A 14,666-nucleotide genomic window follows, 5' to 3' on the forward strand; every position below is an offset into this window, starting at 1 on the left:
TTCGGATTATGAAACAAACCTTAAAAGCCGGAATCCGGGGAACGGCATTTTTAATGTTCTTTGCTTGCGGCAATAAAACACCGGATTATGACGCCACCGGAACATTCGAGGCTACGGAAATAGTTGTTTCCGCCGAAGTTACCGGTCGATTGCTCCGCTTGGATGTGGAAGAAGGAGCCCGGCTGCAAGCGGGTGAAGAGGTCGGTTTGATAGACACAGTGCAAATCTATCTTAAGAAGCTGCAACTCGAAGCGGGAATGAAATCGGTGGAAAATCAACTCCCCGACTTGCCTAAACAGATTGCCGCCATCAAGCAGCAAATTTCTACCGCCCGCCACGAGAAAGAGCGAGTGGAGAATCTGTTGGCGGCAGGCGCTGCCACTCATAAGCAGTTGGATGACCGGAATGCCCAAGTCGAATTGCTCGAAAAGCAGCTTGCTGCACATGAGTCTACGCTGAGAAAGAATGTGAACAGCCTGACGGAACAAGGAAATTCTGCGGCTATTCAGGTAGCGCAGGCGGCAGATTTACTCGAAAAATGCCATATCCGCGTCCCTGTGGGCGGAACGGTTTTGTCAAAGTATGCCGAAGCCGGGGAATTGGCGGCAACGGGAAAGCCGTTATTTAAGGTAGCCGAAATGCAGCGTATGTATCTGCGGGCTTATGTTACTTCGGAACAGTTGTCGCAGGTGGCGTTGGGTGACAGTGTGAATGTGTATGCCGACTATGGAGGATCGTGTCAAAAAGCTTATCCCGGCGTGCTTGCATGGATTTCCGAGCGGGCGGAATTCACTCCCAAAACCATCTTGACAAAAAATGAACGTGCCAACCTTGTATATGCCGTAAAAATAGCGGTAAAAAACGACGGAGAATTGAAAATCGGAATGTATGGGGGAGTAGTGTTCCGGTGAACGGGAATAAGACAAAGAGTCAAACGCAGAGTTTTGATGGTATGGATAAAAAAGAAACAATAGTAGTTGTCAGGGATATCTGCAAAAGATACGGAGAATTAGAAGCGTTGAAAAATGTTTCGTTCTCGGTGAAACGCGGAGAAATATTCGGACTAATCGGTCCGGACGGAGCCGGTAAGAGCACCTTGTTCCGCATTCTCACCACATTGTTGCTTGCAGATTGCGGAGTAGTGGAAGTAGATGGATGCGACACAGTAAAAGACTATAAAAAAATCCGTACACGAATAGGATATATGCCCGGACGTTTTTCGCTCTATCAAGACTTGACGGTGGAGGAGAATATTGAATTCTTCGCAACCCTCTTCCACACTTCGGTTCAGGAGAATTATCAACTGATTAAAAACATTTATGAGCAGATAGAACCTTTTAAAAAAAGAAGGGCAGGAGCCTTGTCGGGCGGAATGAAACAGAAATTGGCGTTAAGCTGCGTGCTGATTCATAAACCGAGAATTCTCTTTCTGGATGAACCGACTACGGGAGTCGATCCCGTATCTCGCAAAGAATTCTGGCAGACGCTTCATTATCTCCGTGAAACGGGCATTACCATCATCGTGTCTACTCCCATTATGAACGAGGCCCGGCAATGCGACCGGATAGCTTTTATCAATCATGGAGAAATTGAAGGCATCGATACGCCCGAACATGTGCTCCAGCAGTTTTCCGCTATCCTTTGTCCGCCACCGTTAGATCGAACAGATATTAAGTGTAATACCGCTCCTGCAATTGAAGTGGAGCGACTGACGAAACGTTTCGGCGAGTTTACGGCCGTAAACCATATTTCTTTCCAGGTAAACAAAGGCGAGATTTTTGGTTTCTTGGGAGCAAATGGTGCAGGAAAGACAACTGCCATGCGCATGCTTTGCGGCTTAAGTCGTCCGACTTCAGGTGTCGGTAAAGTTGCCGGTTTCGATATTTATCGGCAAACGGAACAAGTGAAAAAACATATCGGCTATATGAGCCAGAAGTTTTCGTTGTATGAAGACTTGAAAGTATGGGAGAATATTCGTCTTTTCGGTGGAATATACGGAATGAGCGATATGGAAATAAAACGGAAAACCGATGAGATGTTGGAATATCTGGGCTTTCGGGCAGAACGGAATGTTGTTGTGAAAAGTCTGCCGTTGGGCTGGAAGCAAAAGCTGGCTTTCTCGGTATCGATATTCCACGAACCAAAAATCGTTTTCCTAGACGAGCCTACAGGAGGTGTAGACCCTGCTACCCGACGTCAGTTTTGGGAGCTGATTTATCAGGCTGCCGATCGGGGAATCACAGTATTCGTTACTACGCATTATATGGATGAAGCCGAATATTGCGACCGGATATCTATTATGGTCGATGGGGAAATCAAAGCACTCGATACGCCTGCCAATCTGAAGAAGCAGTTCGGCGCAGATACAATGGATGATGTTTTTCAACAACTGGCCCGTCATGCGGTACGAAAAGCAGATTGAATTATGAAGCAGTTTATGGCTTTTGTGAAAAAAGAGTTTCATCACATATTTCGCGATCGGCGAACTATGCTGATATTGCTGGGGATGCCGATCGTACAAATCATATTGTTCGGTTTTGCTATCCGTACGGAGGTGAAAAACGTGCGAATGGCAGTGCTAGATCCTTCGAACGACGTCGTGACTCAAAAGATTATAGAGCGGCTGAAGGCTTCGGAGTATTTTAACATAACGGAGAACATACACTCTCCGCAGGAAATGGAAACTGCTTTTCTGACGGGCTGCATAGATATGGCTGTGGTCTTTGGACCGAATTTTGCCGAAGGCTTATATACAGGAGATGCGAGATTGCAGTTTGTAACGGATGCGACCGACCCGAATATGTCGACAGCCCAAACAAACTATGCGGCAGGCGTTGTGGCAGCAGTGCAACAAGAAATGCTGTCTCCGGATTTGACGATGTCACGATTGACTCCGAATATCAAATTGCTGTACAATCCTCAAATGAAAAGTGCCTACAATTTTGTTCCGGGTGTAATGGGATTGATTCTGATGCTGATTTGCGCAATGATGACGTCCATTTCTATCGTGCGCGAAAAAGAAACGGGTACTATGGAAGTTTTATTGATTTCCCCCATCCGTCCGTTGTTTATTATCATAGCGAAAGCCGTACCTTATTTTACGTTGTCGTTTATCAATCTGCTGACGATATTGTTGCTTTCTGTGTTTGTGTTGGAAGTGCCGGTAGCCGGCAGTTTATTGGCGCTCGTCATGATATCCTTGCTCTTTATTTTCGTCTCTTTGTCACTGGGATTGCTCATTTCATCGGTTACACGCACTCAAGTGGCGGCAATGCTCGCTTCAGGACTGGTATTGATGATGCCCACAATGGTTTTGTCCGGAATGATTTTTCCAATAGAAAGCATGCCTTGGGTGCTCCGGGTCATTGCGAACATACTTCCTGCACGTTGGTATATCGAAGCCATACGGAAGTTGATGATTCAAGGGGTATCGGTGATGGAAATATATAGAGAAATCGTTGTCTTACTGGTGATGGCAGGTATATTGATTACTATAAGTATAAGGAATTTCAAGTATCGCTTGGAATGATGAAGTGTATCTATATTCGAAGAGAGATAAGCTATGATTAAGTTTCTTATAGAAAAAGAGTTCAAGCAGCTGTTTCGCAACACGTTTCTGCCGAGGCTGATTCTGCTTTTTCCTTGCATGAGTATGTTGTTGATGCCGTGGGCTGTAACCTTGGAAATAAAAAATATCCGGCTGAACATCGTAGATCATGATTGCTCCGCCTTTTCGCGGCAGTTAACGGACAAGATTGCGGCTTCTGCTTATTTCCACTTGACAGAACTGCCTTCTTCATATGCAAAAGGTTTGCAGCATATTGAATCGGGAACGGCAGATATAATCATGGAGATACCCCCAAATTTAGAACGAGATTGGATGAATGGTAGAGAAGTTCGCATTCTGATAGCAGCCAATGCGGTGAATGGGATGAAAGGAGGAATCGGTAGCTCTTATTTGGGCTCCATCATTAATGAATATGCTGCCGGATTAAGCTCAAAACATCCGAGGGAAAATTTTATTGGCGCGTCCCTTCCTTCTATCCGGATAAGTACACAGTCGTTGTTTAATCCGCATTTGAATTACAAACTCTATATGGTTCCGGCATTGATGGTTATGCTGCTGACTCTGATCTGCGGTTTTCTGCCGGCACTGAATGTCGTCAATGAAAAAGAAATCGGAACTATTGAACAGATCAATGTTACGCCCGTGCCGAAATTCATTTTTATTCTTGCCAAGTTGTTGCCGTATTGGCTGGTAGGTTTTGTTGTGCTTACCATCAGTTTCGGACTGGCATGGCTGTTCTATGGAATTGTTCCTGTGGGTAACTTTATAACTATTTACTTCTTTTCCCTTATTTTCGTATTCGCAATGTCCGGATTCGGACTTGTCATCTCTAATTATTCGAACACATTGCAGCAATCTATGTTTGTTATGTGGTTCTTCCTTTTGATTCTGGTATTGATGAGCGGGTTGTTTACCCCTGTAAGCAGTATGCCTGAATGGGCACAAATGATAACGGTATTCAATCCTCTGAAATACTTTATGGAAGTGATGCGGATGGTGTATTTAAGAGGAAGCGGAGTTTTCGAATTGATACCGCAATTGATTATATTACTACTCTTCGCTACAGGGTTTAATATATGGGCAGTAATAAGCTACCGGAAGAACCGATAAATCTATTGGGGCAGTTCGATATCCCAATATAAACGGCCGTATCATTGTCGGCATGTAACTTTCATTTTTAAGGTATATAAGTTCATAGCTAAAGAAAGAGGGACAAAGATGCGTTTTTACGTTCCTTGTCCCTCTGCTTCTTAATTGGTTACGCTTTTATTTTACTTCGATTCGCTTTTCCGCTTTCTTCACAGCTTCTTCTGAAAGTTTCGGCAATTGGATGTTCAACACTCCATTTTCTACAACAGCAGAAATATTCTCCTTATCTACATTATCGGGCAGAATCATAGTCTGTTGGAACTTCGAATATGAGAACTCGCGACGCAGATAGCGACCGTCTTTCTCCTCTTCCTTGTTTTCGACCTTTTTTTCCATAGTAATGACGAGGTTGCTCTCCTCATCAATGCAAACATTGAAGTCTTCTTTCGTCATGCCGGGAGCAGCCAATTCGACCTTATACTCTTTTTCTGTTTCGAATACATTGATAGCGGGCGCGGTTGCATTGGCCCTCACCATCCAATCGTTATCAAAGAAATCGTTAAAGATACTTGGTAACCAACCTTGATTTTTTCTTACAGGCATCATAATTTACTCTCCTATCTTTTAGTTAAACATTCTTTCCATTAAAAGAGATGCAAAATATGTGCCGGCAGTGTTTTATCGTAACAGATTGACTATTTGGCATCTTCGTATGAAAAAAATGCTCGAAACATGACAAAATGTACGTTTTCATTCGTTTTAAACAAGAAAGACGTTTGTTTATCTATTTATTGCCAATAAGTTTAAATCTTATCCGAAGTGTCTTCTCGTCTTCATTATAGTCATAACTGATAATTTTGAAAGTTCCAATCTCGGAGGTGTTTTCCACGTGTAACCCAATGCAAGCGCAGGCGTCATAATTTCCAATCCGCACGATGCGCAACATCCGGCAGGCATCGGCAGGCAATTTGCTTAAATCCACCAACTCTTTGGCTTCATCATATGTCACAAACTCCGTATTAACCGGCAGATTTCTTTTGATTGCTTCATTCACACTGTCCTCAATATTTTGTATCTGTTCGGGAGTAGGGCAGGAAGGAAGCTGGTAATCGCATTTGCTTTTCTTTCTTTCGATATGGGCGTTCCGTGAACGCGGACATCCGAAAGCCCGTACCATAGTTGCATTCAACAGATGTTCTGCCGTATGCATGGGAGGATACTCTTGTTTATTATGACCGTTTAGAATTGTTTTTTGCTCCATATGATTTTATCTTAGTATATGCCAAATGTAGTATGGGCATAAAAAAAGGAGTACCGCTGTACTCCAACCTTTGTTAACCTTAAATCTAATACTATGAAAAACACATTGCAAATGTAGGCACTTTTCCGAAAACCGCAAACTATACAAGCGAAATAATGTGTTTTATAACATATATTAAGAGGGGTGGGGTATTGTTCTATGTTTATTAATAATTTATCCCCATTTTTCTTTCATCAGATCTTCCAGTTTCAACAATTCGTCGCGATATTGCGCCGCTTCGATGAACTCCAATTTCTTAGCCGCTTCCTGCATCAGCTTGCGGGTACGCTCAATACTTTTTTCCATTTGCGCCTTATTCATGTATTGTACGATCGGATCGGCAGCGATATTCGGTGCGGCGGGTTCGACATAAGCACGTTTCTCTTTGGGAAGCTCGCCGGATTCCGCATCCGTATGTCCGAATACAGCCAGATTACGTGCCTTTTTAATTTGTTGCGGAGTAATACCGTTGGCTTCGTTGTACGCCAATTGTTTCTCGCGCCGGCGATTGGTCTCGTCGATGGTTAGCTGCATACTCTCGGTTATCTTATCGGCATACATGATGACTTTCCCGTTTACATTACGCGCGGCACGTCCGGCAGTTTGCGTCAACGATCGGTGCGACCGGAGGAAGCCTTCTTTGTCGGCGTCTAAAATGGCGACAAGCGAAACTTCGGGCAAGTCGAGCCCTTCACGCAGCAGATTCACACCAATCAGTACATCGTAAATTCCTTGACGCAGACTATCCATGATCTTCACGCGCTCCAGTGTGTCCACATCGCTATGGATATAGTTGCATCGCACGTCGTGATTCAAAAGATATTCGGTGAGTTCTTCGGCCATGCGTTTGGTCAGTGTGGTGACGAGTACCCGTTCTTCTTTTTCGATCCGGAGTTGAATTTCCTCCATCAAATCGTCTATTTGATTCATACTCGGACGGACATCTATGACAGGGTCGAGCAATCCGGTTGGACGGATAACCTGTTCAACAATAATTCCTTCCGATTGTGCCAATTCATATTCCGCCGGCGTGGCGCTGACGTATATCACTTGTTTGGCCATTGCCTCGAACTCTTCGAACTTCAGCGGACGATTGTCCATCGCCGCAGGCAATCGAAACCCATACTCCACAAGATTCGTTTTGCGGGCGCGGTCTCCTCCGTACATGGCGCGTATCTGCGGAACACTCACATGGCTCTCGTCGATAACGATCAGAAAATCGTCAGGAAAAAAATCGAGCAGGCAATACGGACGGGTTCCCGCTTCGCGCCCGTCGAAATAGCGCGAATAATTTTCAATGCCCGAGCAATGTCCCAACTCCCGAATCATTTCCATATCGTACGTGACACGTTCGTACAGCCGTTTCGCTTCATATTCCTTGCCGATAGACCTGAAATAGGCTACCTGTTTGGTCAAATCATCTTCAATCTGATGAATGGCGCGAAGGGTCGCTTCTTTCGTTGTCATGAAAAGATTGGCGGGATATATTTTATATGCCTGAAAAGGAGCGACGGTAACACCGCTTACGGGATCTACCTCCTCGATGCCGTCAATCTCGTCACCCCAAAAAGTCACCCGAAGCAAATGGTCGGAATATGCCAGATAGATATCCACCGTATCTCCTTTCACACGGAAATTTCCCCGATTCAGGTCTATATCGTTTCGTGTATACAAGCTATCTACTAACCGACGCAGAAAAACATTCCGGTCGAGCATACGCCCGCATTCGATTTCAATGACATTATTATAGAAGTCGGCAGGATTTCCCATACCGTAGATACAGGAAACCGAAGAAACGACCACCACATCCTTTCGCCCCGAAAGCAGGGCCGAAGTAGCGGCGAGCCGCAATTTGTCAATCTCGTCGTTGATGGCAAGATCTTTCTCTATATACGTATCGGTACTCGGCAAATACGCTTCCGGCTGATAGTAATCATAGTACGAAACATAGTATTCTACCGCATTATTCGGGAAGAATCCTTTAAATTCACTGTACAGTTGCGCAGCTAATGTCTTATTGTGACTTAAAATCAACGTCGGCTTATTAATATTGGCAACAACGTTGGCAATGGTAAATGTCTTTCCGGAACCGGTAACGCCCAACAATGTCTGCCCGGGAATGCCTTGACGTATTCCTTCAGTCAGTTGGGCTATCGCTTCAGGCTGATCACCGGTAGGTTTATAGGCTGATGTTAATTCAAAATTCATAGTCAATCGTTGAAAAGAAGGACAATATTCGGTAAAATAATCGATATAACAAATCATTTATCCAAATAAATCCTTTACTTTGCAGGATATTCAAGTCAGAAAATAATTTTGTACCACTAATAAAATACAGCGGAAAACATGATTTGGAATGAAGCGATTGAATGCATGGATCGTGAAAGTCTTCGTAAAATTCAGGACATACGTCTCAGAAAGATTGTAGAATATGTATATCAGAACACTCCTTTTTATCGGAGAAAGATGCACGAAATGGGATTGACCCCGGATGATGTACAATCGATTGACGACATCACAAAACTTCCCTTTACCACGAAACATGATTTGAGAGAGAACTATCCGTTTGGCCTTTGCGCCGTACCCATGAGTCAAATTGTTCGTATACACGCTTCTTCCGGTACGACGGGAAAGCCTACGGTAGTGGGGTATACCCGCAAGGACTTATCATCGTGGATGGAGTGTCTTTCGCGAGCTTATACGGCTTATGGGGCCGATCGCTCGGATGTTTTTCAGATTTCTTACGGATACGGATTGTTTACAGGTGGGCTGGGCGCACACTCAGGCGCCGAAAATATCGGAGCCTCAGTGATTCCCATGTCCAGCGGCAACACGAAAAAGCAAATAACTTTGATGCATGATTTCGGTGCCACGGTACTTTGCTGTACGCCTTCGTATGCTCTTTATCTGGCAGACGCTATCAAAGAGTCGAAGTTGCCCCGCGACGACTTCAAACTGAAAATCGGAATTTTCGGCGCGGAACCGTGGACGGAGAACATGCGCCGTGAAATTGAAGATAAACTTGGAATCAAAGCATACGACTTATATGGACTTAGTGAAATAGCCGGTCCCGGAGTGGGATATGAATGCGAATGTCAGGAAGGCGCTCATTTGAACGAAGATTATTTTTTTCCCGAGATTATAGATCCGGACACTTTACAACCGGTTGGTCCCGGAGAAACAGGCGAACTGGTTTTTACTCATCTCAGCAAGGAAGGCATGCCGTTATTGCGCTACAGGACACGGGATTTAACTTCTCTGAATTATGAAAAATGTTCTTGTGGGCGGACTTTGGTACGCATGAACCGAATTTTAGCACGCAGCGACGATATGTTGATTGTTCGGGGAGTGAATGTTTTTCCCACCCAGTTCGAATCGGTAATTCTAGAGATGGAAGAGTTTGAACCGCACTATTTATTAATAGTAGACAGAGAAAACAATACGGATACAATGGAACTGCGTGTAGAGATACGTCCCGATTTTTATTCGGACGAAATCAATAAAATGCTTGCGCTGAAGAAGAAACTGAGCGATCGTTTGCAAAGCGTGTTAGGATTGGGAGTAAAGGTGAAATTTGTGGAACCTCGAAGCATCGAACGCAGTACCGGAAAAGCCCAACGGATAATAGATAATAGGAGACTTTAAATGTGAGAAATAAAATCTAAATAGTTTAAGATCATGGTAGCAAAACAACTTTCTATTTTCCTGGAAAATAAATCGGGAAGGCTGACGGAAGTAACCGAGGTGTTGGCAAAAGAAAACATCAATCTTTCCGCGCTGTGTATTGCCGAAAATGCCGATTTCGGCATTTTACGGGGAATAGTATCCGATCCGGATAAGGCATACAAAGCTTTAAAAGAGAACAATTTTGCGGTAAATATAACCGATGTGATTGGCATTAGTTGCCCGAATATTCCCGGTGCTTTGGCCAAAGTGTTGAAATATCTTTCAGCTGAAGGTGTTTTCATAGAATACATGTATTCGTTTGCGAGCAATCATGTAGCGAATGTAGTGATCCGCCCGAGTAATCTGGAGAAATGTATTGCCGTGCTGAAAGAGAAGAAAGTAGACCTGCTGGCGGCAAGCGATTTGTACAAATTATAGCTTGCTTTGTGATCTATGTTTTGCTTTATCGGTCCATTTCTTTCGTCGTTTAACGCCTTTTATGTATTAAAAAAGGTAGATTAATTGGTTAATTCCCGACGAATAAGTAACTTTGCGCATTATTTTTTAATAGAATGAAGAAGAATATCCTTATAGTTTTGCTTGCAGCAGCCGCTCTGACTTCCTGCGGAGAGTATAATAAATTGCTGAAAAGCACTGATTATGAATATAAGTACGAAGCTGCCAAAAATTATTTCGCGAAAGGACAGTACAATCGGTCGGCTACTCTGCTTAACGAATTGATTACTATTCTGAAAGGAACAGACAAAGCAGAAGAATCGCTGTATATGTTGGGAATGTGTTACTACAATCAAAAGGATTATCAAACTGCTGCTCAAACATTTATCACTTATTACACTACTTATCCGCGAGGCACTTATACCGAATTGGCTCGTTTCCATGCGGGGAAATCGCTATTCTTGGATACTCCCGAACCGCGGCTCGATCAAACAAGCACTTATCAGGCCATTCAACAATTGCAGATGTTTATGGAATATTTTCCGGGAAGCAGCAAAAAGCTGGAAGCGCAAAATATGATTTTCGCCTTACAGGATAAATTGGTGTTGAAAGAACTTTATTCTGCGCGTTTATATTACAATCTGGGTAATTACATGGGTAATAACTATGAATCGTCTATCATTACTGCCCAAAATGCGTTGAAAGATTATCCTTACACCGATTATCGCGAAGAACTTTCTATTTTGATCCTCCGTGCCCGCTATGAAATGGCGGTCAATAGCGTAGAATCCAAGAAGCTTGATCGCTATCGCGAAACAATAGACGAATATTACGCTTTCAAAAATGAGTTTCCTGAAAGCAAATACCTGAAAGAGGCTGAAAAAATTTTCAGAGAATCGAAAAAAGTAACTAAAGACTAATTTTATTATAGATTTATGGATTACAAAAAAACAAATGCTCCCACAACGACGGTAACCCGTGATATGATGGATCTCTGTGCTGATACCGGGAATGTATATGAAAGTGTTGCCATTATAGGTAAACGGGCCAACCAAATCAGCGTCGAGATAAAAAGCGATTTGTCAAAGAAATTGGCAGAATTTGCTTCCTACTCGGATAATATGGAAGAAGTGTTTGAAAACAGAGAGCAAATCGAAATTTCCCGTTATTACGAAAAATTGCCGAAACCTACGTTGATTGCCACCCAGGAATATATTGAAGGGAAAATCTATTATAGAAATCCGGCGAAAGAGAAAGAAAAACTTCAATAACTTATTGTTTTTGACAAAAAATGGAAATAGTCAAGTAAGTAGGAGGAATGCTTATTCCGCTCCTTATTGCTTGGCTATTATTGTTTAACTTTACTTATTCATATATAAATTATGATTCAACGAATTCAAACAGTTTATCTATTAATCGTCACAGGAGCGCTAATTGCGGCGATGTGTCTGCCTATGGGATATTTTACAGATACGATGGGGGAGCATGTCTTTAAACCTCTGGGAGTAGATATGCATGATTCTTTTCAATCGACTTGGGGCTTATTCGGTATTTTGGCGCTTAGCGGTATCATAGCCTTGGGGACTATTTTTCTATATAAGAACCGTATGCTCCAAATTCGCATGACTATTTTCAACTCTTTGTTGTTGGTAGGTTATTATATTGCCTTTTTTGCTTTTTATACCGCATTAAAAGATAATGCCGGCATGTTTCGCATCGGATGGGCTCTCTGTCTCCCGCTTGTTTCGATTATTCTGAATATCTTGGCGATTCGTGCCATCGGGCGCGATGAAGTAATGGTGAAAGCCGCAGATCGCCTACGATAAATGCGTGTTCGTTTATCTATTGACAAAGGAGAGACTGTTCGAAAAGTAATCAGAAATAATTTTTCTTTTTGTCACAACCTTTTCATAATATTGATTGAGTATTCAAGCTAACCTTTCGGACAGTTCCTCTTTAATTTATTTTTTATCGTGCCTGTTTTTTTATACTTTTGGGTACTTATGCACGGAGAAATTCGAGCATTCTTAGTTGGGGCGGGTTTATTCGGGCGTTATTTCAAATCAAACAGATAAGTAATTTTCACACTGATTGTCCCGTGCGCAGCACGGGAGAAGTAATCTTTCTTGGTAGTGCTGTAAAAATCGGATAAAGCAAAGTAGTAACGCCCTTCGAGCAACAGATTGCCGGCTTTCTTTGTCTTAAGCTCTATACCTCCGCCACCGACGATTCCATAGTCGAACTTATTGTTGATCTTACCTCCGTATACGGCTTTTTGAGTATCGGTCAGAGTATTCATATCTATATTTTGTTTTTCTTCCGATTCTCCGATCAAGAATCCAATCTGAGGTCCCGCATGGATAAAAAACTGCAATCCTTTTTCATGACCGAAAGCCAGATGCGCAAGAAAAGGAACGTCTATGTAGCTCATTTTGCGTGTATATCCCCGTGTAGCATCTTTTACCGTTTGTCCTTTTTCATTTACAGTTTCAAACAATTCATCCCATCCGCGTTGCGAAAAGTTTACTTCAAGCTGCGCGCCGCAAATCATCGAGAAATATTTCTCGGAAATATAACGCGCGGTAACTCCGCCGGTCATTCCCAACAATGTCTTTTGCTTGATGGTAGGAGTGAAGAAACATTTGTTTAAATTAAGACCTCCGTTTACACCCACGGAAAAGTTATGGCGAAGTTCACCTATCTGAGCAATACTTGGAAGTGTGAGAACCGTCATTAGAATGAAGGCAATCAAAAGCGATTTCATTTTTATCATACTCGTCTTTCTTATTCGAAGTCAAGTTTTACTAATTCGAAATTTCTGGTGAAATGAATGAAGAATACTTTTTTATTGATAAATCCTCCCCAATTATTCACCCGTTCAAATTTAAATCCTGTTTGAATAGGTGTCAGATTCATTTTATCGAGATTTTTCTCCAATTCCGACCCATACCTTGTCAAACCTTTCAGGAAAAAGAATGCCGTATCGAAGCCAAGCATCCCGTAACTGGGATATTTACTCGCTAAATCTTTACTGTACCATTTATGATAAGCGTTTGTGAATTGTACGGCAGCAGGGAATAAAGTATTGGTATAGAAAGACGAATAAAAATACACATCCAGTTCAAAGAAGCTGTCCAAATGGTCGCGGGTGTAAGTTTGCCATTCCGGATAGCCGAACAAATGTATGTTTTGCTCCGTAGTTTCTCTAACCAGCAACGTCAGCTGCGGAAGAATCTTTATGAGTGTGATATTGCTTCCTGATGTCGGTATGAAAATATTCTCCTTATTTTCACGAACGGCAGCTTTAAGCGTGCTTTTATCGGCATTTTCACTGACAAAGCTCATCGTTACTCCTTTATTTTTCAAATCTTGCTTCATGCCGCTGATGAAATCGGCTTTTTCCTTGTCATCATTGGCTGCTTCCATGAATATGACGTGAGCATTAGGAAACTGACGGGTAAAATGTTCGTAAACCTCCGAATACAAATAAGATTGAGGCGTATTGATCTGATAGACGAGAGGATTTTTGAAAACTTCTTGTCCTCTGGAAGAGAAAGGAATCACAAGTCGGATATTATTCTTTTGGGCAAAAGCAGACAAAGGCTTGATTTGCTGCTGATGCATAGGACCGAATATGACATCCATCCTTTTCATCTCTTCTTTGGCCAGAATCACATTCAACGAAGAAGTCTCTTTACCGCAATCGTATACATACAAATCTATGGAAGTTCCGGTGCGTTTCAGGCTATCTATCGCCATCAGGAAACCTTCGTAATATTCCACCATTCGCTTGTCTTCCTGAAAAGGTAGCAGAACAGCCGCTTTTATGGTGGAAATTTCCCGAGGAGTTTCTCTATTTTCACGGAAAAGCTCGCTATTGCTTGGAGGAGTGGCAGGCTGACTCTCCGATTGAGAGGGATTTAGCAAGGCAGCACCCGGATAAGGAATACAAAGAAACTGTCCTTTTTTCATTCCTTCTTTCAATTCCGGATTGGCGGCAATCAACTCCTTTTCGCTGATTCCGTATTGACGGCTTACACTGAAAATCGTTTCTTTACGTTTTACCTTATGCATATCCTTGCATCTCGACTGCACCGGACCTTTAATCGGTTTACTTGCCGGCAACTCTTGTTTAACGGAGACCGCATCTTTCTCCAGCGGGATACGTATGACTTGCCCGATACGGAAATTCTCGGCGCTTAAGCCCGGATTGGCATCGCAAATGACCTTCGCCGACACGCCATATACGGTCGTCAGTTTATACAGAGTTTCTCCGGCTTGGATGGTATGAAACGTTTCTCCTTGCTGTATCTCCTTACCTTTGGGAATTTTGATAGTCTGTCCGGCGTATATTTTATCTTCACATCCCGGATTCAAACGGATGATGTCGGTTGTAGTGACGTTATACATACCGGATATGGAATATAAACTCTGACCTTTTTCGATAGTATGCAAAAAGTAAGATTGATTCTCCTGCGCATACCCCATCGTATATGAAATGCTTATAATTAGCAAAAGCAAGGATATTCGACTGATTAGTTTCATTAATTTATAACGGTTAGTTCTTTAAATTAAGAAACAAAGGTA

Annotated in this window: 14 protein-coding genes; 9 read left to right on the forward strand and 5 right to left on the reverse strand. The window is 42.7% G+C overall.

From position 1 onward, the window contains the following. Window positions 1–8 precede the first annotated feature (8 nt). The 4 genes from GGR07_RS10195 to GGR07_RS10210 are packed head-to-tail and all read left to right on the forward strand — an operon-like array spanning window position 9 to window position 4,678. On the forward strand, window positions 9–911 hold the full coding sequence (locus GGR07_RS10195) for an HlyD family secretion protein (RefSeq protein ID WP_021644088.1): 903 nt from the start codon (window positions 9–11) through the stop codon (window positions 909–911). A 41-nt stretch (window positions 912–952) separates the two neighbouring features. Then, window positions 953–2,422: an ATP-binding cassette domain-containing protein gene (locus GGR07_RS10200; RefSeq protein WP_039972320.1), complete on the forward strand. Its 1,470-nt coding sequence runs from the start codon at window positions 953–955 to the stop codon at window positions 2,420–2,422. 3 nt (window positions 2,423–2,425) lie between these two features. After that, complete coding sequence (locus GGR07_RS10205; RefSeq protein ID WP_021644086.1) at window positions 2,426–3,529, forward strand: ABC transporter permease; 1,104 nt, start codon at window positions 2,426–2,428, stop codon at window positions 3,527–3,529. Between the two features lie 33 nt (window positions 3,530–3,562). Continuing rightward, on the forward strand, window positions 3,563–4,678 hold the full coding sequence (locus tag GGR07_RS10210; RefSeq protein WP_021644085.1) for an ABC transporter permease: 1,116 nt from the start codon (window positions 3,563–3,565) through the stop codon (window positions 4,676–4,678). A gap of 156 nt (window positions 4,679–4,834) precedes the next feature. Here GGR07_RS10210 and GGR07_RS10215 read toward each other — a convergent pair whose 3' ends face one another. From GGR07_RS10215 to uvrB, 3 genes are all read right to left on the reverse strand, one after another. Further along, window positions 4,835–5,263, reverse strand: coding sequence for an Hsp20/alpha crystallin family protein (locus GGR07_RS10215; RefSeq protein WP_021644084.1), 429 nt, complete (start codon window positions 5,261–5,263; stop codon window positions 4,835–4,837). 178 nt (window positions 5,264–5,441) lie between these two features. Then, a complete protein-coding gene (locus GGR07_RS10220; protein WP_021644083.1) occupies window positions 5,442–5,918 on the reverse strand; it encodes an alanyl-tRNA editing protein in 477 nt (158 codons plus the stop codon). Between the two features lie 213 nt (window positions 5,919–6,131). Next, entirely contained in the window at window positions 6,132–8,165 is a 2,034-nt protein-coding gene (gene uvrB, locus GGR07_RS10225; protein ID WP_021644082.1) for an excinuclease ABC subunit UvrB, read from the reverse strand. 138 nt (window positions 8,166–8,303) lie between these two features. Between uvrB and GGR07_RS10230 the strand changes: the two genes are divergently transcribed. From GGR07_RS10230 to GGR07_RS10250, 5 genes are all read left to right on the forward strand, one after another. After that, window positions 8,304–9,602: a phenylacetate--CoA ligase family protein gene (locus GGR07_RS10230; protein ID WP_034543333.1), complete on the forward strand. Its 1,299-nt coding sequence runs from the start codon at window positions 8,304–8,306 to the stop codon at window positions 9,600–9,602. 33 nt (window positions 9,603–9,635) lie between these two features. Beyond that, the gene (locus GGR07_RS10235) at window positions 9,636–10,061 is read left to right on the forward strand and encodes an ACT domain protein (protein WP_021644080.1); all 426 of its coding nucleotides are present in this window, start codon (window positions 9,636–9,638) and stop codon (window positions 10,059–10,061) included. A gap of 134 nt (window positions 10,062–10,195) precedes the next feature. Beyond that, window positions 10,196–10,999: an outer membrane protein assembly factor BamD gene (locus GGR07_RS10240; RefSeq protein ID WP_021644079.1), complete on the forward strand. Its 804-nt coding sequence runs from the start codon at window positions 10,196–10,198 to the stop codon at window positions 10,997–10,999. Window positions 11,000–11,014: 15 nt separating this feature from the next. Beyond that, complete coding sequence (locus GGR07_RS10245; RefSeq protein WP_021644078.1) at window positions 11,015–11,350, forward strand: DNA-directed RNA polymerase subunit omega; 336 nt, start codon at window positions 11,015–11,017, stop codon at window positions 11,348–11,350. Window positions 11,351–11,461: 111 nt separating this feature from the next. After that, complete coding sequence (locus GGR07_RS10250; protein WP_021644077.1) at window positions 11,462–11,905, forward strand: DUF4293 domain-containing protein; 444 nt, start codon at window positions 11,462–11,464, stop codon at window positions 11,903–11,905. A gap of 227 nt (window positions 11,906–12,132) precedes the next feature. Here the strand turns inward: GGR07_RS10250 and GGR07_RS10255 are convergent, their stop codons facing one another. Then, a complete protein-coding gene (locus GGR07_RS10255) occupies window positions 12,133–12,852 on the reverse strand; it encodes a porin family protein (protein ID WP_021644488.1) in 720 nt (239 codons plus the stop codon). Between the two features lie 11 nt (window positions 12,853–12,863). Then, window positions 12,864–14,624: a muramidase family protein gene (locus tag GGR07_RS10260; protein ID WP_122056595.1), complete on the reverse strand. Its 1,761-nt coding sequence runs from the start codon at window positions 14,622–14,624 to the stop codon at window positions 12,864–12,866. Window positions 14,625–14,666: the final 42 nt, after the last annotated feature.

Source organism: Bacteroides pyogenes (genome assembly GCF_014196225.1).
GTDB classification, from domain to species: domain Bacteria; phylum Bacteroidota; class Bacteroidia; order Bacteroidales; family Bacteroidaceae; genus Bacteroides; species Bacteroides pyogenes_A.

What these genes read in the sequence shown, in the direction of transcription:
- GGR07_RS10210 (WP_021644085.1), top strand. Translation starts at nt 3,563, where the DNA reads ATGATTAAGTTTCTTATAGAAAAAGAGTTCAAGCAGCTGTTTCGCAAC.
- GGR07_RS10220 (WP_021644083.1), bottom strand. Translation starts at nt 5,918, where the DNA reads ATGGAGCAAAAAACAATTCTAAACGGTCATAATAAACAAGAGTATCCT.
- GGR07_RS10235 (WP_021644080.1), top strand. Translation starts at nt 9,636, where the DNA reads ATGGTAGCAAAACAACTTTCTATTTTCCTGGAAAATAAATCGGGAAGG.
- uvrB (WP_021644082.1), bottom strand. Translation starts at nt 8,165, where the DNA reads ATGAATTTTGAATTAACATCAGCCTATAAACCTACCGGTGATCAGCCT.
- GGR07_RS10205 (WP_021644086.1), top strand. Translation starts at nt 2,426, where the DNA reads ATGAAGCAGTTTATGGCTTTTGTGAAAAAAGAGTTTCATCACATATTT.
- GGR07_RS10215 (WP_021644084.1), bottom strand. Translation starts at nt 5,263, where the DNA reads ATGATGCCTGTAAGAAAAAATCAAGGTTGGTTACCAAGTATCTTTAAC.
- GGR07_RS10240 (WP_021644079.1), top strand. Translation starts at nt 10,196, where the DNA reads ATGAAGAAGAATATCCTTATAGTTTTGCTTGCAGCAGCCGCTCTGACT.
- GGR07_RS10260 (WP_122056595.1), bottom strand. Translation starts at nt 14,624, where the DNA reads ATGAAACTAATCAGTCGAATATCCTTGCTTTTGCTAATTATAAGCATT.
- GGR07_RS10200 (WP_039972320.1), top strand. Translation starts at nt 953, where the DNA reads ATGGATAAAAAAGAAACAATAGTAGTTGTCAGGGATATCTGCAAAAGA.
- GGR07_RS10195 (WP_021644088.1), top strand. Translation starts at nt 9, where the DNA reads ATGAAACAAACCTTAAAAGCCGGAATCCGGGGAACGGCATTTTTAATG.
- GGR07_RS10245 (WP_021644078.1), top strand. Translation starts at nt 11,015, where the DNA reads ATGGATTACAAAAAAACAAATGCTCCCACAACGACGGTAACCCGTGAT.
- GGR07_RS10250 (WP_021644077.1), top strand. Translation starts at nt 11,462, where the DNA reads ATGATTCAACGAATTCAAACAGTTTATCTATTAATCGTCACAGGAGCG.
- GGR07_RS10255 (WP_021644488.1), bottom strand. Translation starts at nt 12,852, where the DNA reads ATGATAAAAATGAAATCGCTTTTGATTGCCTTCATTCTAATGACGGTT.
- GGR07_RS10230 (WP_034543333.1), top strand. Translation starts at nt 8,304, where the DNA reads ATGATTTGGAATGAAGCGATTGAATGCATGGATCGTGAAAGTCTTCGT.